This window comes from Burkholderia sp. Se-20373, from assembly GCF_017104705.1.
In the GTDB taxonomy this organism is placed as follows: Bacteria; Pseudomonadota; Gammaproteobacteria; order Burkholderiales; family Burkholderiaceae; genus Burkholderia.
The window spans coordinates 1-19855 of record NZ_JAAGPH010000140.1 but is presented as its reverse complement, the minus strand read 5'-3'; the positions used below and the strand labels follow the sequence as shown (position 1 = coordinate 19855).

The window sequence follows — 19855 nt, the reverse complement described above, 5'->3', positions numbered from 1 at the left end:
CGTCCGGATTGCGGCGCACGCGCATCGTGTTCCTGACGATCGTGCGGGCCGGCGCGAGATCGAATTCGAGCGCGACGGAATCGATGAGGAAGGCCGGCGGCGTGTAGTCGGCGCGGCGGATCACGGTTTGGGCGATGTTTTCAGCCATGGTCATACTTCAGGAAAGGGGTTCTCGCTCTGACATTGCTCGCATCGGCTTGGGCTGATGCGCCAGGAACGATCAAGCGGTCAACGCGAAATCGCGACGCCTGATCGGACCTTCACGCACCTCGGCATCGCGCCGTGCGCTAAACGCACTCGCGCCGCGCTCGCACATTCGATGCGTGCTCCGAATCGCTTAAGACGATTCAGAACGGTCATTGGACCAGTCGCACTCAATTGTAAATTTAGATTCGCAACCGCCATTCCATTGACTGAAACTATTAAATGCCGCAGACGGCCCCTTCACAAACCCCAACGCCCCTACAGCCGTGCGCAGTTAGCCCGAGCTGCCGCCAGACACAAAAAAAACCGGCTCGGAAGCCGGGCCATAGTGTCGTCGGGCGCCCTCATGCCCGCGGCACGATCCGCATGCTTTGAAGCCAGGTTTCGTACGGCACGATGTATCGCTGGTGGGCCTGGATGTCCGCCGCACGCGCCGAGCGCTGCTCAGCGCGCGTCATTCGCAACACCCTGCTTTGGCCTGGCCAGCACCCCGTCAGATCGCTCTAACCGAAAACATGCATGGAAACTGCGATCTCCCCAAGTACCGCAGGCCATCCATGATCGCGCTCAGGATAAGCGCACGATCGGCGGACCGGGCCGCTGCTCTTGTGCTGCGATGCTCGCCTCCGTGATCCGGGAAGCGCGCAATCATGTCGCGTCGTTCAACACACATGGCCTCCACATGCTCGCGCAAGGACACATCGCGCCCTGCCTGCAGGCGGGTCTCGGCCCAAACGACTTGGTCGACGTTGCTCGAATGGCAGCGTGCATACAGCAAAGCGAACTGCTGTTGAACAGCTCGGACGATACCGCGGCATCCTGCAGTAACGTCTCCAGATTGTCTTGAATGTCGCGATGCTTGACGCGAAGCAGTTCGATGAATCGCTCCTGCTTAATCCCGAAGTTCGAGTAGAACGCGCCGCGCGTGTACCCCGCGCGCACCACAATGTCCTCGACGCGCGATGCCGCCGGTCCCTTCTCGGCGATGCACGGCGCGGCAGCATCGAGCAGATCCCGACGGGTGAGTGAGCGGCTTTCCGCGCATGCCATTCGCTTGGGCCACATGGTCCAGAGCACGCATCGCACAAAGAACAGTGACGACGACGTCATGCCCCGCCAACGCGTCGGCACGTACGGCCGTTATCGACCGGCGACGGCCTCAGGCGCCGGCCCTTGCCATCCTCCGCCGAGCGCCTTGAACGCCGCCACCGACGCCCGGGCCGCTTCCGTTTTTGCCTGCACGCGCTCGTCCGAAGCGCGCAGCAGGCTTTCATCGGCCTGCAACACCTCGATCAGGCTGACGACGCCTTTCTGGTACGCCGCGAACGACGCGGCCCTCGCGCGGCCGAGCGATTCGACGCCGTCGGCGAGCACGGCCGCCTGTTCGTCGCGTTTGACGAGTGCCGAGAACGCGTTCTCGACGTCCTCGGTCGCATGCAGCGCCGCGAGCCGATACGCGGCCAGCATTTCGGCATCCTTCCCTTTGGCGTCGGCAATCTGCGCATTGATGCGCCCGAAGTCGAACAAACGCCAGCGCAGGCCGAGCACGCCGGCAGCCTGGTTCGCGCCGCCGGCGAACAGGTTGCCCGCGCCCATCGTCGTCGCGCTGCCGATCAACCCGCTCAGCGAGAACTTCGGGTAGTACTCGGCAATCGCCACGCCGATGCGCGCGTTCGACGCCGCAAGGCGCCGCTCGGCGACGATCAGGTCGGGCCGACGCCTGAGGAGTTCGCCCGGCGTGCCCGTCGCCGCGATCCGCGGTGGAGCCGGCACGTCGCCGCCGTCGAGCAATTCCGCGCGATACGTACCGGGTTGCGAGCCGAGCATCACGTCGAGCGCATTCATCGCCGTGTCCAGCGCCGCTTCGAGTACCGGCACCGTTGCACGAACCTGAGCGAGCGCACCTTCGGCCTGCCTGACCTGAAGCTCCGCCGCGAGCCCCTTTCCATACAGCAGATTGATGGTCGACAACAGATCCTGTTCGGTCTGCACCTGATGCCGCGCGACCTTCAGACGGCCCTGCAACCCGCGAATCGTGATGTAGATGTCCGCTGTCTGAGCGGCCACGGCAAGGCGCGTGGCGACCGCCGCCGCTTCGGAGGCCTGATAGTCGGCGAGCGCGGCTTCCCGCCCGCGGCGCAAGCCGCCGAACACATCCACCTCCCAGCTCGCGCTGAAGTCGGCCTCGTAGTCGCTGCCGTGACGGTCGAAACCGGGCGTGGAATTCAGCACGCGCCCCAACGGCGTTTCGACCGACTGGTAGACGCGCGCGGCCTGACCCGTCACGTTGCCCGACGGCAGCAGCGCCGCATTGGCCGCACCGAGCCCCGCACGCGCTTGTGTGACGCGTGCCGCGGCCTGCGCGAGATCGAGGTTCTGCGCGAGCGCGAGCGTGACGAACCGGGTCAACTGCGGATCGCCGAAGCCTGTCCACCAGGTCGCGAGTTCCGCTTCGGCCGCCGCGTGCCGCTGCTCCACGGCACGCTGGCCCTGGAAACGCTGCGGCATCGCGATGTCCGGATGCACGTAGTCGGGACCGACGGCACATCCCGCCGACAGGAGCGCGGCAAGCACCGCGGCAACGATGGGTTTCGGTAGCATGACGGTTTTAGCAAAGATCAGGTAGTGACTATAATACCAAATAGTCACTCGTTGTCCATCCCTGCCAGCCGCAACCCATGAAAGAAAACACCGCTTCCCCCGCTCCCGCGCGCGGCCCGGCCGATCACGACGTGCGAGATCAGATCGTGGCCGCCGCCACCGAGCACTTCAGCCGGTACGGCTATGAAAAGACGACCGTATCCGACCTCGCGAAGGCCATCGGTTTCTCGAAGGCCTATATCTACAAGTTCTTCGAGTCGAAACAGGCGATCGGCGAGATGATCTGCGCGAACTGCCTGCACGAAATCGAAACCGACGTGCGCACCGCCGTCGCCGAAGCGGAACGGCCCACCGAAAAGCTGCGGCGCATGTTCAAGGTCTTTACCGAAGCGAGCCTGCGGCTGTTCTTCCGCGACCGCAAGCTGTACGACATTGCCGCGTCGGCCGCCACCGGCAACTGGCAGTCGGTGCAGGCCTATGAGGCGCGCGTGCAAAAGCTGCTGCAGGAGGTGCTGCAGGCGGGCCGGCAAAGCGGCGAGTTCGAGCGCAAGACGCCGCTGGACGAAACCGCATCGGCGATCTACCTCGTGATGCGGCCGTACCTGAATCCGCTGCTGCTGCAATACAACCTCGACACGACCGATGCCGCACCCGCGCAGTTGTCGAGCCTGGTGCTCCGCAGCCTCGCCCCCTGAAGTGACACCATTTGTGACTATTGACTATTATGGTCACTAGATACACAATGAAAGCCCCGATCACTTCGTCAGTGGGTCTTTCATGGTCCGGCGTCGCCTCGCTCTCCTCGCAGTCGCTTCCGCACTGCCCCTCGCACTAGCCGCCTGCAGCGGAAAGGAGTCTTCCGATCCGCGCACGGAGGCGCCGCTCGTGCGTACCGCCATCGTGCAGGCGGCCGCGCCAGCGTCCCGCTCGTTTACCGGAACCGTCGCTGCACGCGTGCAGAGCGACCTCGGGTTCCGGGTGTCCGGCAAGGTGCTGGAGCGTCTCGTCGATACCGGGCAAACCGTCCGGCGCGGCCAGCCGCTGATGCGGATCGATCCCGTCGACCTGAAGCTCGCGGCGCGCGCACGCGACGAAGCGGTGGCCGCCGCACGGGCACGCGCGCGGCAAACCGCCGAGGACGAAGCGCGCTACCGCGACCTGCGCGGCACCGGCGCGATATCGGCATCGGCCTATGACCAGGTCAAGGCAGCGGCCGATGCCGCGAAAGCCCAGCTGAGCGCCGCCGAAGCCGACGCCGGCGTCGCGCGCAATGCGACCGGCTATGCGGAACTCGTCGCGGACGGCGACGGCGTCGTGATGGACACGCTCGCGGAGCCCGGCCAGGTCGTCAGCGCCGGCCAGCCCGTCGTGCGGCTCGCGCACGCCGGCAGCCGGGAAGCCGTGATCCAGTTGCCGGAAACGCTGCGCCCCGCGATCGGCTCCGTGGCGCAGGCCGAGCTGTTCGGCAAGCCGGGCTCGAGTGTCCCCGCCACGCTGCGCCAGCTCTCCGATACCGCGGATGCGCGAACGCGTACTTTCGAAGCGCGCTACGTGCTGCAAGGTACGCTGGCCGCCGCACCGCTGGGCGCGACCGTCACGATCCGCATACCGGATGATGCACGCGCGACGCCGCAAGCCGGCCTGCAGGTGCCGATCGGCGCGCTGCTGGACGGAGGTAAAGGGCCCGGCGTGTGGGTCGTTGCAGGCGATCCGGCCAAGGTGGGATGGCGGCCGGTCACGGTCGAGCATCTGGACGACGACAGCGCGCGCGTGTCCGGCGCACTCAAGCAAGGCGAGCGGGTCGTCGCGCTCGGTGCGCAGTTGCTGCATGACGGCGAAGCGGTTCGCGTGGCCGCGCAGGCCACCACGGTCGCGCGCGAAGGGGCACAGCCATGAGCGAGCGCCGCTTCAACCTGTCGGCGCTCGCGGTGCGCGAGCGTGCGATCACGCTCTTTTTGATCTGCCTGATTTCACTCGCGGGGCTCGTGTCGTTCTTCAAGCTGGGCCGCGCGGAAGACCCGGCATTCACCGTCAAGGTGATGACCATCGTCACCGCATGGCCGGGCGCGACCGCTCAGGAAATGCACGACCAGGTAGCCGAAAAGATCGAAAAGCACATGCAGGAGCTGCGCTGGTACGACCGCAGCGAAACCTACACGCGCCCCGGCCTCGCGTTCACGACGCTGACGTTGCTCGACAGCACGCCGCCGTCCGAGGTGCAGGAGCAGTTCTATCAGGCGCGCAAGAAGATCGGCGACGTGGCGAACGATTTGCCGGCCGGCGTGATCGGCCCGCTGGTCAACGACGAATACGCGGACGTCACGTTCGCGCTGTTCGCGCTGAAGGCCAAAGGCGAACCGCAGCGCCTGCTGGTGCGCGATGCGGAGACGCAGCGCCAGCGCCTGCTGCATGTGCCGGGCGTGAAGAAGGTCGACATCATCGGCGAACAGGCGGAGCGCATCTACGTGCAGCTGTCGCACGACCGGCTCGCGACGCTCGGCGTGAGCCCGCAGGACGTGTTCGCCGCGCTCAACGGCCAGAACCTGCTGACGCCGGCCGGCTCCGTCGAGACGCGCGGGCCGGAGATCTTCATTCGCGTGGACGGCGCATTCGACACGCTGCAGAAGATTCGCGACACGCCGATCGTCGCGCAGGGCCGCACGCTGAAACTGTCCGACATCGCGACCGTCGAGCGCGGCTACGAAGACCCGTCCACGTTCCTGATTCGCAACAACGGCGAACCCGCGCTGCTGCTCGGCGTCGTGATGCGCGACGGCTGGAACGGGCTCGAGCTTGGCCGCGCGCTGGACCGCGAAGTGGGCGCGATCAACGCGGCGCTGCCGCTCGGCATGAGCCTGACCAAGGTCACCGACCAGTCGGTGAACATCAGCTCGGCCGTCGACGAGTTCATGATCAAGTTCTTCGCCGCGCTGCTCGTCGTGATGCTGGTGAGCTTCGTCAGCATGGGCTGGCGCGTGGGCCTCGTCGTCGCCGCGGCCGTGCCGCTGACGCTGGCCGTGGTGTTCGTCGTGATGGCCGCCACCGGCAAGAACTTCGACCGCATCACGCTCGGCTCGCTGATCCTCGCGCTCGGGCTGCTGGTCGACGACGCGATCATCGCGATCGAGATGATGGTCGTGAAGATGGAGGAAGGCTACGACCGCGTGGCCGCGTCGGCGTATGCGTGGAGCCATACGGCCGCGCCGATGCTGGCCGGCACGCTGGTCACCGCGGTCGGCTTCATGCCGAACGGCTTCGCGCGCTCCACCGCGGGCGAATACACCAGCAACATGTTCTGGATCGTCGGGATCGCGCTGATCGCATCGTGGGTCGTCGCCGTCGCATTCACGCCGTATCTCGGCGTGAAGATGCTGCCGAACTTCAGGAAGTTCGAAGGCGGTCACGATGCGATCTACGACACGCCCCGCTACAACCGCTTCCGGCAACTGCTGACGCGCGTGATCGCCCGCAAATGGCTCGTCGCCGGTTCGGTCGTCGCCCTCTTCGTGCTCGCGATTCTCGGCATGGCGGTCGTCAAGAAACAGTTTTTCCCGATCTCCGATCGCCCCGAAGTGCTGATCGAGGTGCAGATGCCGTACGGCGCGTCGATTTCGCAAACGAGCGCCGCCACGTCGAAGGTCGAGGCGTGGCTCGCGAAGCAGAAGGAAGCGCGGATCGTCACCGCGTACGTCGGCCAGGGCGCGCCGCGCTTTTATCTGGCGATGGGGCCGGAACTGCCCGATCCGTCGTTCGCGAAGATCGTGATCCGCACGGACAGCCAGGACGAGCGCGACGCGTTGAAGGCGCGCCTGCGGCGGGCCATCGCCGACGGCCTCGCGCCCGAAGCGCGCGTGCGCGTGACGCAGCTCGTGTTCGGCCCGTATTCGCCGTTCCCGGTGGCCTACCGGATCACGGGCCCCGATCCGGACACGCTGCGCGGCATCGCGACCGATGTCGAGCGTGTGATGAACGGCAGCCCGATGATGCGCACGGTCAATGCCGACTGGGGCACGCGCGCGCCGACGCTGCACTTTACGTTGCAGCAGGACCGCCTGCAGGCAGTCGGGTTGACCTCCAGCGCGGTCGCTCAGCAGCTGCAGTTCCTGCTGACCGGCGTGCCCGTTACCGCGGTGCGCGAGGATATCCGGACCGTGCAGGTGATCGCGCGCTCGGGCGGCGATGCGCGTCTCGACCCGGCGCGACTCGACGACTTCACGCTCGCCGGCGCGAACGGGCAGCGCATCCCGCTGTCGCAGGTCGGCAAGGTCGACGTGCGGATGGAAGAGCCGATCATGCGCTGGCGCGACCGCGTGCCGACGCTCACGGTGCGCGGCGACATCGCCGACGGCCTGCAGCCGCCGGACGTGTCGGCCGCGATCACGAAGCAGCTTCAGCCAATCGTCGCCGCGCTGCCGAGCGGCTATCGAATCGAGGAAGCCGGCTCCATCGAGGAATCCGGCAAGGCCACGAAGGCGATGCTGCCGCTCTTCCCGATCATGCTGGCGGTCACGCTCGTCATCATCATCTTCCAGGTGCGCTCGATCTCCGCGATGGTCATGGTGTTCATGACGAGCCCGCTCGGCCTGATCGGCGTGGTGCCCACGCTGATCCTGTTCCGGCAGCCGTTCGGCATCAATGCGCTGGTCGGCCTCATCGCGCTGTCGGGGATCCTGATGCGCAACACGCTGATCCTGATCGGCCAGATTCACCAGAACGAACAGGCGGGGCTGGATCCGTTCCACGCGGTCGTCGAAGCGACCGTGCAGCGGGCGCGCCCGGTGATTCTCACCGCGATGGCGGCCGTGCTCGCGTTCATTCCGCTCACGCATTCGGTGTTCTGGGGCACGCTCGCGTACACGCTGATCGGCGGCACGTTCGCCGGGACGATCCTCACGCTGATGTTCCTGCCGGCGATGTATGCGATCTGGTTCAGGATCCGGCCCGACCCTGCCTCCGCGGCCCGCCACGGCCGTGAACCGGCAGCGCCCGGCGAGACTGCACTTCAGCCCGCGCTGGACGCGCGCGATTGATTACCCCGCCCCATTCACCGTATCGAAGGAAACAGCCATGTCGAATTCCACCGTTGTCGTCGTGACCGGCGTGTCGTCGGGCATCGGGCGCGCCGCCGCAGAACGATTCGCCAAACGCGGCTGCCGCGTGTTCGGCACCGTGCGCGGCATCACGCGAACGGCGCCGGTTGCCGGCGTCGAGCTGATCGAGATGGACGTGCGTGACGACGCGTCCGTTCGATCCGGAATCCAGACGATCATCGACCGCGCCGCGCGTATCGACGTGCTCGTGAACAATGCGGGCATGAGCCTGATCGGCGCGGTGGAGGAAACGTCGGTGGACGAGGCAGCGGCCCTGTTCGACACCAACGTATTCAGCATCCTGCGTACGGTCCATGCGGTGCTTCCGCACATGCGGGCGCAACGGCGCGGCCGGATCGTCAATGTCAGCTCGGTGCTCGGCTTCCTGCCGGCGCCGTACATGGGGCTTTATTCGGCATCCAAACATGCGGTGGAAGGTTTGACCGAGTCGCTCGATCACGAGCTGCGCCAGTTCGGCATTCGCGCGACGCTGGTCGAGCCGTCGTTTACGCGGACCAACCTGGACGTCAATGCGCCGCAGGCCGGCGCGCCGATTGCCGATTACGACCGCGAGCGCACGCTTGCGTCGCGTGCCGTCGTCGACAGCGTGAAAGCCGCGCCGCATCCCGAGGGCGTGGCCGCCACCATCGTCGACGCGGCGCTCGGCGCATGGCGGATGCGGCATACACCCAACGGCGAGGCGTCGCTGCTGCGCAAGTTGCGGCGCTTCATGCCGGCCGGCCCGGTCGATGCGAGCCTCCGGAAGAAATTCCATCTCGCATGACACGGCGGGCCGATGAAACAGTCTTGAACGCGGTATCCACCATGGAAATCGGCATCATTGGAACCGGCGTATGCTGCGGCGCAAGCGCGCGCGCTCGGCGGATCAGCGGTTCGGATTCGTTTTCAACGCGCTACCCATTGATCGAGGCAACGGGGCCGAACCGATGCCAACGCGCGTATCGACTCGAACGAGCCCACCTCTTTACCTGCGCGTGATCGTCTCCGGCGATCGAGATCGATGCCAACTGACGCCGGAACTCGAAGGACAACCGCTCCCGCCATTTCATCTAACTAATCGATCCGTCCTCTGCTCGCCGATCCACGCCAAACTTTTGAAGACGACGACGCAACGGGAGAAGGGAATCCGTGCGCTCAAACCACCATCGACTGCCGGGCGAAGATATCCGCCATCGCGCCCTGCGATGATGCCTGGGTAACCGAGGGCAACGGTACACGGAAAGCCGGGCGAACGTTGCAATCAGACCGAAAACCGTCCGACGCAGCCGGATCCGGACACGGGGGCTGACCGACAAATGGGCGCTCGCCGCTTTATCCCGTTCAGAACCGATACCCCAACGACACGAAGGTCGTGATCGGATCGATCTTGATCCGCGTCGAACTCGTCACGGTTCCGACCGCCGATCGCGTGCTCAGGTCGGCCTTCGTCGACAGCCACACGTAAGCGACCGACACGCCCACCGACCAGTGCGAATCGATGTTGTACGTCAGCCCGGCGTTGACGATCGGCGCAAACGAGTGGCTCAGCGTCACCGACGTGGGGCCTTCAAGACGGTTGCCGAGCGTCGGCGAATACAGGAATGCACCGCTTGCAACCTTGTTGCTCAGTTGTACGTCCCGGAACCACACATAAGTCAGGCCCGCGCCGACGTACGGACGAAAACGGGCCGACGGTTCGCCGAAATGGTACTGCGCAAGAATCGCCGGGCTCCACGCGCGAGCCGTCCCCAGTTCGCCGAGTGACGACAGGGAGCCGGTGCCGCTCAGATGCAATTTCGGTGGAATGCCCAGGATCGTCTCGAGCGCGATGTGATCCGTGACGAAATAGGTTGCCGTCAACGCGAACGTATCCGTATCCGCCACGCTCGCGCCGCTGCCCGCCACCGTGCTCGAGCGTCCGAGTGCATTCACCGTCAACGGTTCGCTCGAATCCTGCGGTGCCATGTGAAGCCATCCAGCGTTCATGACCCACTGACCCGCCGATTGTGCATGGGCGCACGATATCGCCGAGATCGACAGAAGAATGGCCGCGCTCGTATGTTTCATGTTGTCTCCATTTGTTGTGATGTGCAGAAAGGCGCCACCGGCGAAACGGCGGCATGCGTCACCGCCGGGCGGAGGTCATCCGCCAGGCATGCGCGTTCGGGGTTCCGGACGAAACGGGATTCAGCGGTCTCTGAGCCGGTCGATCAACCGGACGCTCGCGCCGGCCGCCGCGCGCCTGAGCGAAGTCAACGGGCCGCTGTCGTGCGGCGGCTTAGTGGCGACGCGCTCCGCATCGCCGGCCAAGCGCGGGAACAGGCGCAGCGCGTTGCCGCGCTCGATGCCGGCGCGCGCGTGGGCGTCCCAGACAGGCGACCGTTCCAACGTATCGCGCTGCATCGCGGTCACCGGCGCCGGCGCGAACGGGAAATCGCTGCCGAACAGGACCTGTGACGGCTCGACCAGTTCGCGCAACGCGGCCTGCGGATACGCGGCAGGCGACAGTGCCGTGTCGAAGTGAAAGCGCCTGATGTAAGTGAGCGCGCCGGCCGGTAGCGCCGAAAGGTATTCCGGCATCAGGTTGGCCAGCGACACGCGCCACGCGACGTAAGGCAGGAATCCGCCTGCGTGCGCGAGAATCCAGCGAATGTTCGGGTAACGCTCCAGCGTCCCCGTCAGCATCAGGTTGACCGCCGCGCGCGTCGTATCGCACAGGAACTCGATCAGGAAGCCGGGCGCACCGAGCCCGAGCGACTCGCTCGTCCGATGCAGGTTCGGGTGCACGAACACGACCGCCTGGCGGCGATCGAGCTCGGCCATCAACTCGTCGAATTCCGGCGACCCGAGAAACTTTCCTTCCGTACTACCCAGCAGCACGACGCCGTCCGCTTTCAGCACGTCGAGCGCGTGAACGGCTTCCGCACAAGCCAGTTCGGTAAACGGCATCGGCAGCACCGCGAACGAACCGAAGCGGCCGGGATGCGCATCGCATAGCTGCGCCGCAGATTCGTTACATTGACGTGCGAGCGTGCGCGCTGCTTCGAGGTCGCCTAAATACACACCCGGCGCCGAGATCGACAGCAGCGCCGCCTGAATGCCGTTCTCGTTCATCACGTCTAGCGACGCTTGCGGATGCCATTCCGGCAATGCCGCGCCGGCGACCTTCTGTATGCCCTGCCTCGACATCGCATCGCGATAGGCCGGCGGAACGAAATGATGATGGACGTCGATTCGGTGCACGATCAGCTCCGGCATGAAACATATGATATGGATGACGAAATATCTTTCAAGCGTGTCGTTTCGGTATCGAAACGCCGCCTACCTACGTCGCCGCTCGGGAGGCGTCCCGGGCGTTCGACAGATCCAGCGCCACGTCGACGATCATGTCTTCCTGACCGCCCACCATGCCGCGCCGCCCCAGTTCGACGAGGATATCGACCGTAGCGAGATCATATTTCCGGGCAGCCAGTTCGGCATGACGCAGAAAGCTGGAATACACGCCGGCATAACCAAGTGCAAGCGTCTCCCGGTCGACGCGCACCGGGCGGTCCTGCAGCGGCCGCACGATATCGTCCGCCGCATCCATCAGCCGGTACAGATCCGTGCCGTGACGCCAGCCGAGACGCTCGGCTGCCGCGACGAATACCTCGAGCGGTGCGTTCCCTGCCCCGGCTCCCATTCCCGCCAGGCTCGCGTCGACACGATCGCACCCTGCCTCGACCGCGACGATCGAGTTGGCTACGCCGAGACTCAGGTTGTGGTGCGCGTGAATGCCCACCTCGGTGCCGGGTTTCAGCACATCCTTGAACGCGCGGACGCGATCGCGCACGTCATTCATGTTCATCGCGCCGCCGGAATCCACGACGTAGCAGCAGGTCGCGCCATAGCTTTCCATCCGCTTCGCCTGTTCGGCCAGTCCGGCTGGCGTGTGCATGTGACTCATCATCAGGAAGCCCACGGCCTCTATGCCGAGTTCACGCGCGAATTCGATGTGCTGGCGGGAAATGTCAGCTTCCGTGCAATGCGTGGCGACCCGCACGATGCGTGCGCCCGCGTCGTACGCGGCGCGGAGATCGTGCACGGTGCCGATACCGGGCAGCAGCAGCGTGGCGACCTTCGCATGGGTGACGACCTCGGCGACGGCCGCGATCCATTCCGGGTCGGCATGTGCGCCGAAACCGTAGTTGAAGCTGCCGCCCTGCAGGCCGTCGCCATGCGCGACTTCGATCGAATCGACCCGCGCGGCATCGAGCGCCGTCGCGATCTGCCGCGCCTGCGCGATGCTGTACTGGTGACGAATCGCGTGGCTGCCATCGCGCAGCGTCACGTCGGAGATATAGACCTTCTTGTCCATGGGCGGCGTTCTCACGTTGCGTCGCGCAGCATGCGGGCGGCGACCTGTTCGGCCATCGCCCGGGCCGCGCTCGTCATGATGTCGAGGTTGCCGGCGTAGGCCGGCAGATAGTGGGCGGCCCCCTCGACTTCGAGGAAGATCGAAGTCTTGAGGCCCGACATGCGTTCGCCGACACCCGGAATGCGAATCGGCCGATCGGATTCGATGCGATCGAACTGCACGCGCTGCTTCAGGCGGTAGCCCGGCACGTACGACCGCACCGCGTCCGCCATCCGCGCGACCGAGGCCTCGATGCGCGCTTCGTCGGCGAAATCGCTCAGCGTGTACACCGTATCGCGCATCATGAGCGGTGGCTCGGCAGGATTGAGCACGATGATCGCCTTGCCTCTTGCCGCGCCGCCGACCGTTTCGATCGCGCGCGCCGTCGTCTCGGTGAACTCGTCGATGTTGGCACGCGTGCCCGGTCCCGCGCTCCGGCTCGAGATCGATGCGACGATCTCGCCGTAGTGGACGTTGGCGACCTGCGACACCGCCGCGATCATGGGGATCGTCGCCTGTCCGCCGCACGTCACCATGTTGACGTTGGGTGCATCCAGATGGCGCTCGCCGTTGACCACCGGAATACAGTACGGACCGATCGCCGCCGGCGTCAGGTCGACCACGCGGATGCCGGGTTTGATCGCGCGCAGGAACGCATCGTTGTGCGCGTGGGCCGACGCCGACGTCGCATCGAACACGATGTCGATGTCGGCAAATGCGGGCATCCGCACGAGCCCCTCGACGCCTTCGTGCGTCGTGGCGACGCCCATCCGGGCTGCACGCCCCAGCCCGTCCGACGCGGCGTCGATCCCGACCATCGCGCCCATCTCGATATGTCCGCCGTGCCGCATGATCTTGATCATCAGATCCGTGCCGATGTTGCCGCTGCCGATGATGCCAACCTTGAGTTTCCTGCTCATCGAGCGGCTCCTTTGACGAGGCGGCAATGCACGCTGCCGAGCGCGCCGATTTGCGCGTGAATCGTGTCCCCGCTCGCCACCGCCACCATCGGGCCAAGCGCACCGGACAGGATCACGTCACCTTCGCGCAGCCCCTGTCCATGACGCGCCATCGTACGAGCGAGCCAATAGACCGCGCGCAACGGATGACCAAGGCAGGCTGCACCGACGCCGGTCGAGACGACGTCGCCGTGCCTCGTCATCGTCATGCCGAGCTCGCCGAGCGAAAGCCGGCCGAGCGACACCGGCTGATGACCGAGCACGTACGCGCCGCACGACGCGTTGTCGGCGACGGTGTCCTCGAGCGTGATCCGCCAATCGGCGATTGCACTGTCGACGATCTCGAGCGCCGGCAACGCATAGGCCAGCGACGACACGACGCGGCTGTAGCTCGGTGCGTCGTCGTCGAGATCGCGACCGACGACGAACGCGACCTCGGTCTCGATCTTCGGTTGCAGCAAGCGATCCATCGGCACGTCGTCTCCGTCGAGATACTCCATGTCGTCAAACAGCACGCCGAAGTCAGGTTGGTCGACGCCAAGTTGCCGCTGCACCGCGAGCGATGTCAATCCAATCTTCCTGCCGACGATGCGCGCGCCGGCAGCGGTTCGCGCCGCCGTGTTCGCCTCGGCTACCGCATAGGCGGCAGCGAGCCCGGCAATGCCGAACCGCTCTGCAATCGGCTCGACCGGAGTGCGCGTCGCGCGCGCATTGCGCAGCGCGTCGGCGGCGGCATGAATACGGGAAACATCGGGTAATGGACACATGATTGACGGAATGAGAGAGTCGAAATTCAGGCAGCCCTGGCGAACGACGCCGCATCGGCCGGCACGACCGAACGGGTACCGCCGCGGGTATTCGGCACGCCGAGCTGGTCGCGCAGGCGCGTCACCGTGCGATCGAGTTCGGTCACGGGTACGACGGCGAATACGAACCGGTCCGGCCTGAGGATCGCCACGGCCTTGTCGCGAAACCCCGCCTTCGCGAACCACGCGATCATGTTGCCGTCGATGTCCTCGACCTCGGGTGCGCCACCGTTGCGGTTGTCGCGCTCGACACCGTCGAGCCCCTGCGGACGTCCTCCGTACGGATAGAGCGTGACGTACCGCACCGACAACGCCTGCAGCACTTCAGCAGACGCGGCATCCAGATACCGGGACGGATCGACGTTCAGGCCAACGAGCGAAAATCCGCGCCCGAGCACGTCGTCCATCCGCTGCCTCGCGCCGTCGAACCGGCGCACTTCGGGTTGTGGGGCCAGCGCCCCCTCCGGGCCATTGCGGCGGCGCCGCGGCAGCCCGATGTACGCGTTCTTCTTGTATACGGGCGCCGGCTTGAAACCGCCCTCCTGAAACCAGCGCTTGAACGGCGGGATCATCCGGATGACCGCGAGCGACGTGTCGCGCACGAGCGTGCCCAGCGGATTGCGTACGGACACGACATTCTTCAACAGCACGGACACGTCGATCATCGCCTTGGCGTGCGCGTGGCGCTCCGACTGGTAGGTGTCCAGCAGTGCGTCGCCGGCGGCGCCGCGCAGCACGAGGTCAAGCTTCCACCCGAGGTTGTACGCGTCGCGCACGCCGGAACTGGCACCCTGCCCCATGAACTGCGGCGTCATGTGCGCCGCGTCGCCCGCGAGCATCACGCGGCCGACCCGCCATTTGGCCGCGATCAGCGCATTGAACGTATAGACGAGCTTGCGCTTGACGACGAACTGGTCCGGATCGACGAACCGGGACAGATACGCGCGCACCGTCTCCGGTCGCTCCATGTTCTCTTTCGTTTCACCGGGCATCAGCATGAATTCGAAGCGGTGGAATTTGTCGGGCTGCACGCAGCTCACCACCGGCAGCTTCGGGTCGACGACGAAATTGAAGTACGGCAGGTGGCGCAGTGCGTCCGTACCGGGCTTGCGCTCGATATCCACGACGAGCCACGGTTCGGGAAAGCTCTTGCCGGCCATGTCGATGCCGAGTCGCGTGCGCACGATGCTGCGTCCGCCGTCCGCTCCGACCATGTACCGCGCCCGCAGCGATTGCACATCGGGTTCCGCACTCAAGCGCGTACGCGCATCCGTGGCTTCGCTGAAGCGCGCATCGCGCGTGGCCTGGTGCACGATGTCGACACGGTCGGCGTCCTGCGAGAAATCGACGACTTCGCGCCCGCGCCGGATCGTGACGTTCGGATAGCGCGACAGCGTGTCGGACAACGTCGTCTCGAGATACGGCTGATAGAAGAAATTGATGATCGGCCAGCCGAGCGGTCGCTTGCGCGGCATGTACTGCGTGATCGGCGTGCCGTCGGGGCGCACGAGCTGCACCGGCGTTTCCATCATCATGCGCGCCTGCAGTTCGTCGGCCACCGCCAGATGCTGAAAGATCCGCATGCATTCGTCGTCGGTATAAACAGCGCGGGCATTACCGTAAAACACCGGTTCGCGCTCGAGCACGACGACGCGATGGCCCGCCTGGCCGAGCAGGTGTGCGAGCACCAGGCCGGTCGGCCCCAGCCCCACGATTGCGACGTCGCACGCATCGTCCTGTTGCACTACGCTCATGTTTGGTCTCCCTGGATGATGAATTCCGGATGCAGCAGCGACGCGAACGCACGACGCGCGCGGCCCAGCCGGGCGCGCAACGTCAGGTTCTCCGGGCGATGGCCCCACAGGCTGATCCCGCGGTAGGTCGTCGTGCTCCACGCGCGCTCGTCCACGACGATCGGGTTCCAGCCGAGTTCCATCTCGAAACCGGACGGCGTCTGTACATAGAACGAAAGCTCGCGGTCGTTCGGGTGCTGGCCGATCGCATTGGCGATCGGGTATCCCATCGACCGGCACCGCAAATAGGCCTGCGTCACGTCGTCCAGCGACGCGCACTGGAGATTCAGGTGGTGAATCTGCGTGCGTAGCGGATTCAGGCGAATCCCGCGCGTCGCCGCGGTCGCGAGCGAATGGTGGCGCTCATTCAGTCGCAGAAATGCGAAGTCGAGATTGAGGCCGTCGATCTTGTCCTCGATTTCGTCGGACAGGCGCGCGTCGAATACCTTTTTCCAGAACGCCTGCATCGCTTCCGGCTGACGCGTCGTGATCGCGACGTGCCCGAGGCCCGATGCGCCTGTCACGAATCCGCTTGCCTTCATCTGTAACGGCGAATCGGTCAGCACCGCGTCGGTGAACAACTCGGTACGCAGCCGCTTCGGCCCAGTGAAGTACCAGAAACGCGTCACCCCTCGCAACGCGGCTTCGCCCGCACTGCCCTGCCGCACCTCGATGCCGAACGCGGACAACCGCTCGAACGCAAGCTTCAACGCCGCGTCGTCGGCCAGCTGCCAGCCGATCGCGGCGACGTCTTCCGCTTGTCCTTCATGAACGATCAAGCGGCGCTGATGCGCATCGATGCGGCAGGCGAGCAACGTGGGCAGCGGACGATCCGCATGAAGCCCTAGCCCCTCCGTGACGAACGTGCTCCAGGCGTCAAGTCGGACGGATTCGATCAGCAAATAGCCAAGACGCACGCGACCGAATAACGTGTCGGGCGAGGCCGGCGAGTTGGCGATGGTCGGCATGGCGACGCGCTCCGGCTCAAACACGGCGGAAGTCAGGCGCGTCGGCGCTGTCTTCGGCCAGAAATGCCACCACCATCGCGTTGAATTCGTCAGCGCGCTCCCACTGCACCCAGTGACCGGTCTTGCTGAACAGATGCACGTCGCAGTTCGGCATGCGCCGCTGCAGCGAGCGGGCACCGCTCGGTCGATTGACCTTGTCCTCCGTTCCCCACAACACGAGCGTCGGGTTTTGCACGCCGGCCAGACGCGGATCGCGCGTGAAATCGAGTTTCCTGAATTGCGGAATGCCCTTGGGGCCGAGCAATGGCGGGCTGGCGACGACCTCCGGGTCGATGCTGGACTGAAAGCGCTCCTGGAGCGTCGCATCGGATACCAGGCTGCCGTCGTAGACGAGGTCGCCCCGGATGAACGTCGCAAGCTTTTGCAATGTCGGGCCTTCGCCCTTGTAGTAATTCAGCAGGCGCTTGAGGCCGGGCGTCGGCAACCCACGCGTCGTGTCCACGCCGCCGGGCCCCATCAGCACGAGACGGCCGACCGCTGCCGGCCGCTCGATCGCCATGCGCAATGCGCAGGCGCCACCCAGCGAGTTGCCGAGGATGTGCGCGCGCTCGATCCGCAGCGCATCGAGCATCCCGAGCATGCTCGCAGCCAGGTCGCCGAACGGGTCACCGCGATCCAGGCCCTTCGTAGATTTGCCATAGCCGGGCATGTCGGGCACGACGACGCGGTGGACGCACGCGAGCGCACCGACATTGCGCGCGTAATTGGACATGCCGGAAGCGCCGGGGCCGCCGCCGTGGAGCATGAGCACCACCGGGCCCTCGCCCGCTTCGGTAAAGGAAATGGTTCGCGCACCGACCCGAACGGTGCGTTGGGTCATTGCGTGAGTCATGGACGGGGCATTCACGGCGGGGGCGCTCCAGACGGTTGATCAAGCTTGCTTGTTTTAATAATGAGATATTTGTCATCATGACAATATACTCGTTTTCACCTAGCCAGCCGGAGCGTCTGTTGCGTCGCCGTATAATTCCCGCCATGAATGAAACGACCGTTGACCATCGGACCCGCGTCGCGGCGGAGCGACGCGAACGCATGCGCGCCCGCCTGATCGAAAGCGCGATGCTCGTGTTCGCAGAAAAGGGAGTCGGCGCAAGCGTCATCCAGGACGTCATAGCAGCCGCGGACGTGTCGCAGGGCACGTTCTACAAGTACTTCCGCACCAACGAGGATCTGCTCGCGGCGGTGACGCAGGAACTGAACGACGAGTTGCTGCGTTTGATCGAAGCGGAAGTCCACGGTTATGAGGATCCGGCGCTCCGCATCGCGTGTGGTGTGCGCATGTTCCTGCACGCGGCGCGCGCGTATCCGCTGCTGGCGCGCTTCATTTGCGCGGCCGGCCTGCATTCCGCGGGGCCGAGCAGCCTGATCTACGTGTTCCTGCCGCCGCATATCGAGCAGGGGCTGGCACTGGGGCGTTTCACCCATGTCGGCGTCGGCACCGCGCTCGACGTGATCGCCGGAACCGCGCTCGCGACGATTCTCAGAATCACCAATGAAGGCCCGCAAAACGTCGTTCCGGAGCCGGTGGTCGCCGCGATTCTGCGTGCGCTGGGCGTCGAGCGGCTTGAGGCGGAGAGGTTGGTCGAAGCGGAATTACCGCCAATCGAAACGCCCGATACGTCGCTGCTCGAACGCGGGCATGCAAGGATGCAGGCTCAGTTGCGCACCGGAATTCGACAAGCGCCGCCACGCCGCCCCTAACAGGCCAATCAGGTCGTCCTCGACCGTCACGATGTTTGGCGGGCCACGCATCGAGGTACTCACCAGCCAAACGGCCGTTCAGAGACGTGTGGATGCTGACCGGTCGGAATTCGTCAAGCGGCCGCCACGCTCGACGAACACTGGGAAAACACTAAAAAACGCGGCGCGAACCGCTGCTCGGTAAACACCGGCGGCTCGCCCACTCAAAGGCCCCTGCTGATTGGCGCTTCGACGGATTCCGACGCACCTCGACGGAACACCCCAACCTTCACAATTCATTTAACTTTCCGTGAGGACTTCGACACCGGCCGCTGACTACGATGGGCGCATGTTTTCAGGACCTGCTGCCAGGAGCCCATCATGCCCACCCGCAGACATCTGCTGTTCGCCGGCGCCACCGGCCTCGCCGTGCTCGCGACGCTGTCGTCCGTCGGCCGCCGCGCGCTGGTCGGCCGCGCGTTCGCCGCATCGCCGGCCACCCCGCAGACGGCCACCCCTTTCGAGGTCACCCTCAGCGACGCCGAATGGCATCGCCGGCTCACGCCCGCCCAGTACGCGGTCCTGCGCGAAGCCGGCACCGAGCGGCCGTACACCAGCCCGCTGAACGACGAGCACCGGCAAGGCACGTTCGCGTGCGCCGGCTGCACCCTCGCGCTGTTCTCGTCGGCCACCAAGTTCGACAGCCATACCGGCTGGCCGAGCTTCTGGAAGCCGCTCGACCACGCGGTCGCCACGAACACCGACGCGTCGTTCGGGATGATCCGCACCGAAGTGCACTGCCGCCGCTGCGGCGGCCATCTCGGCCACGTGTTCGACGACGGCCCGCAACCGACCGGCCTGCGCTACTGCATGAACGGCCTCGCACTTACCTTCCACCCCGCCGCCGCCTGATCCGGCCCCGAACTCCCGACCGACTGGAGAACGCACCATGCTGCTCATCGTCCTTGCCTACCTCGGCGGCGTGCTCACGATCCTGAGCCCGTGCATCCTGCCCGTGCTGCCGTTCGTGTTCGCGCGCGCCGACCAGCCGTTCGTCCGCAGCGGCCTGCCGCTGCTGGTCGGCATGGCGCTCACGTTCGCCGTCGTCGCAACGCTCGCGGCCGTCGGCGGCGGCTGGGTCGCGCAGGCCAACCAGGCCGGCCGCTGGGTCGCGATCACGAGCCCTCGCCCTCGCGGCCCGGTAATGGCCTTTCTGAGCAGGATGCCTGTCCGGCCTTCGCCGTCGGCGTCGACCAGGTCGACGTTCACCTTCAACAGATGCTTCTGCGACTGATATC

General features: G+C 65.7%; 16 protein-coding genes and 1 pseudogene. 7 read left to right on the top strand and 10 right to left on the bottom strand.

Annotated elements, in window-relative coordinates; genetic code table 11:
• Positions 1-852: 852 nt before the first annotated feature.
• Together G3N96_RS31245 and G3N96_RS31240 are read right to left on the bottom strand one after the other, a co-directional pair.
• The gene (locus G3N96_RS31245) at positions 853-1314 is read right to left on the bottom strand and encodes a TetR/AcrR family transcriptional regulator (protein ID WP_206139583.1); all 462 of its coding nucleotides are present in this window, start codon (positions 1312-1314) and stop codon (positions 853-855) included.
• Between the two features lie 30 nt (positions 1315-1344).
• A complete protein-coding gene (locus G3N96_RS31240; protein ID WP_206139582.1) occupies positions 1345-2805 on the bottom strand; it encodes an efflux transporter outer membrane subunit in 1461 nt (486 codons plus the stop codon).
• Positions 2806-2882: 77 nt separating this feature from the next.
• On the opposite strand from G3N96_RS31240, the gene G3N96_RS31235 reads away from it, so the two are divergent.
• The 4 genes from G3N96_RS31235 to G3N96_RS31220 all read left to right on the top strand — a co-directional run bounded on the left by G3N96_RS31235 (position 2883) and on the right by G3N96_RS31220 (position 8679).
• Positions 2883-3500: a TetR/AcrR family transcriptional regulator gene (locus G3N96_RS31235; RefSeq protein ID WP_124586044.1), complete on the top strand. Its 618-nt coding sequence runs from the start codon at positions 2883-2885 to the stop codon at positions 3498-3500.
• An 82-nt stretch (positions 3501-3582) separates the two neighbouring features.
• Entirely contained in the window at positions 3583-4701 is a 1119-nt protein-coding gene (locus G3N96_RS31230; protein WP_206139581.1) for an efflux RND transporter periplasmic adaptor subunit, read from the top strand.
• Positions 4698-7835 (top strand): efflux RND transporter permease subunit, encoded by a 3138-nt coding sequence (locus G3N96_RS31225; protein ID WP_206139580.1) that lies wholly within the window; start codon positions 4698-4700, stop codon positions 7833-7835. Before G3N96_RS31230 ends, G3N96_RS31225 begins: the two co-directional genes overlap by 4 nt.
• 37 nt (positions 7836-7872) lie before the next feature.
• Positions 7873-8679 carry an oxidoreductase gene (locus G3N96_RS31220; protein ID WP_206139579.1) on the top strand — a complete coding sequence of 269 codons (807 nt, stop codon included), beginning with the start codon at positions 7873-7875 and terminating at the stop codon, positions 8677-8679.
• Positions 8680-9236: 557 nt separating this feature from the next.
• Here the strand turns inward: G3N96_RS31220 and G3N96_RS31215 are convergent.
• From G3N96_RS31215 to G3N96_RS31180, 8 genes are all read right to left on the bottom strand, one after another.
• On the bottom strand, positions 9237-9962 hold the full coding sequence (locus tag G3N96_RS31215; RefSeq protein WP_206139578.1) for an OmpW family outer membrane protein: 726 nt from the start codon (positions 9960-9962) through the stop codon (positions 9237-9239).
• Positions 9963-10082: 120 nt separating this feature from the next.
• Positions 10083-11138 carry an amidohydrolase family protein gene (locus G3N96_RS31210; protein WP_206139577.1) on the bottom strand — a complete coding sequence of 352 codons (1056 nt, stop codon included), beginning with the start codon at positions 11136-11138 and terminating at the stop codon, positions 10083-10085.
• Between the two features lie 82 nt (positions 11139-11220).
• The gene (gene dmpG, locus G3N96_RS31205; RefSeq protein WP_206139576.1) at positions 11221-12252 is read right to left on the bottom strand and encodes a 4-hydroxy-2-oxovalerate aldolase; all 1032 of its coding nucleotides are present in this window, start codon (positions 12250-12252) and stop codon (positions 11221-11223) included.
• A gap of 11 nt (positions 12253-12263) precedes the next feature.
• Positions 12264-13211, bottom strand: a complete 948-nt coding sequence (locus G3N96_RS31200; RefSeq protein ID WP_206139575.1) for an acetaldehyde dehydrogenase (acetylating) — start codon at positions 13209-13211, stop codon at positions 12264-12266.
• Positions 13208-14017: a fumarylacetoacetate hydrolase family protein gene (locus G3N96_RS31195; RefSeq protein ID WP_206139574.1), complete on the bottom strand. Its 810-nt coding sequence runs from the start codon at positions 14015-14017 to the stop codon at positions 13208-13210. The genes G3N96_RS31200 and G3N96_RS31195 overlap by 4 nt, the downstream gene beginning before the upstream one ends.
• 26 nt (positions 14018-14043) lie before the next feature.
• On the bottom strand, positions 14044-15810 hold the full coding sequence (locus G3N96_RS31190; protein WP_206139573.1) for a bifunctional 3-(3-hydroxy-phenyl)propionate/3-hydroxycinnamic acid hydroxylase: 1767 nt from the start codon (positions 15808-15810) through the stop codon (positions 14044-14046).
• Entirely contained in the window at positions 15807-16817 is a 1011-nt protein-coding gene (locus G3N96_RS31185) for a VOC family protein (protein WP_206139572.1), read from the bottom strand. Before G3N96_RS31185 ends, G3N96_RS31190 begins: the two co-directional genes overlap by 4 nt.
• 16 nt (positions 16818-16833) lie before the next feature.
• Positions 16834-17697 carry an alpha/beta fold hydrolase gene (locus tag G3N96_RS31180; RefSeq protein WP_206139571.1) on the bottom strand — a complete coding sequence of 288 codons (864 nt, stop codon included), beginning with the start codon at positions 17695-17697 and terminating at the stop codon, positions 16834-16836.
• Positions 17698-17852: 155 nt separating this feature from the next.
• Between G3N96_RS31180 and G3N96_RS31175 the strand changes: the two genes are divergently transcribed.
• The 3 genes and pseudogenes from G3N96_RS31175 to G3N96_RS31165 all read left to right on the top strand — a co-directional run.
• On the top strand, positions 17853-18578 hold the full coding sequence (locus G3N96_RS31175) for a TetR/AcrR family transcriptional regulator (protein ID WP_206139570.1): 726 nt from the start codon (positions 17853-17855) through the stop codon (positions 18576-18578).
• 360 nt (positions 18579-18938) lie between these two features.
• Positions 18939-19469, top strand: coding sequence for a peptide-methionine (R)-S-oxide reductase MsrB (gene msrB / locus G3N96_RS31170; RefSeq protein WP_206139569.1), 531 nt, complete (start codon positions 18939-18941; stop codon positions 19467-19469).
• Between the two features lie 37 nt (positions 19470-19506).
• Positions 19507-19734, top strand: a pseudogene (locus G3N96_RS31165) (cytochrome c biogenesis protein DipZ); the annotation flags it as partial.
• Between the last annotated feature and the right edge of the window lie 121 nt (positions 19735-19855).

Coding starts and splice junctions, on each gene's coding strand:
- G3N96_RS31180 (WP_206139571.1), bottom strand. CDS start 17,697: ATGACCCAACGCACCGTTCGGGTCGGTGCGCGAACCATTTCCTTTACC.
- G3N96_RS31215 (WP_206139578.1), bottom strand. CDS start 9,962: ATGAAACATACGAGCGCGGCCATTCTTCTGTCGATCTCGGCGATATCG.
- G3N96_RS31190 (WP_206139573.1), bottom strand. CDS start 15,810: ATGAGCGTAGTGCAACAGGACGATGCGTGCGACGTCGCAATCGTGGGG.
- G3N96_RS31225 (WP_206139580.1), top strand. CDS start 4,698: ATGAGCGAGCGCCGCTTCAACCTGTCGGCGCTCGCGGTGCGCGAGCGT.
- G3N96_RS31200 (WP_206139575.1), bottom strand. CDS start 13,211: ATGAGCAGGAAACTCAAGGTTGGCATCATCGGCAGCGGCAACATCGGC.
- msrB (WP_206139569.1), top strand. CDS start 18,939: ATGCCCACCCGCAGACATCTGCTGTTCGCCGGCGCCACCGGCCTCGCC.
- G3N96_RS31230 (WP_206139581.1), top strand. CDS start 3,583: ATGGTCCGGCGTCGCCTCGCTCTCCTCGCAGTCGCTTCCGCACTGCCC.
- G3N96_RS31240 (WP_206139582.1), bottom strand. CDS start 2,805: ATGCTACCGAAACCCATCGTTGCCGCGGTGCTTGCCGCGCTCCTGTCG.
- G3N96_RS31235 (WP_124586044.1), top strand. CDS start 2,883: ATGAAAGAAAACACCGCTTCCCCCGCTCCCGCGCGCGGCCCGGCCGAT.
- G3N96_RS31245 (WP_206139583.1), bottom strand. CDS start 1,314: ATGACGTCGTCGTCACTGTTCTTTGTGCGATGCGTGCTCTGGACCATG.
- dmpG (WP_206139576.1), bottom strand. CDS start 12,252: ATGGACAAGAAGGTCTATATCTCCGACGTGACGCTGCGCGATGGCAGC.
- G3N96_RS31195 (WP_206139574.1), bottom strand. CDS start 14,017: ATGTGTCCATTACCCGATGTTTCCCGTATTCATGCCGCCGCCGACGCG.
- G3N96_RS31220 (WP_206139579.1), top strand. CDS start 7,873: ATGTCGAATTCCACCGTTGTCGTCGTGACCGGCGTGTCGTCGGGCATC.
- G3N96_RS31185 (WP_206139572.1), bottom strand. CDS start 16,817: ATGCCGACCATCGCCAACTCGCCGGCCTCGCCCGACACGTTATTCGGT.
- G3N96_RS31175 (WP_206139570.1), top strand. CDS start 17,853: ATGAATGAAACGACCGTTGACCATCGGACCCGCGTCGCGGCGGAGCGA.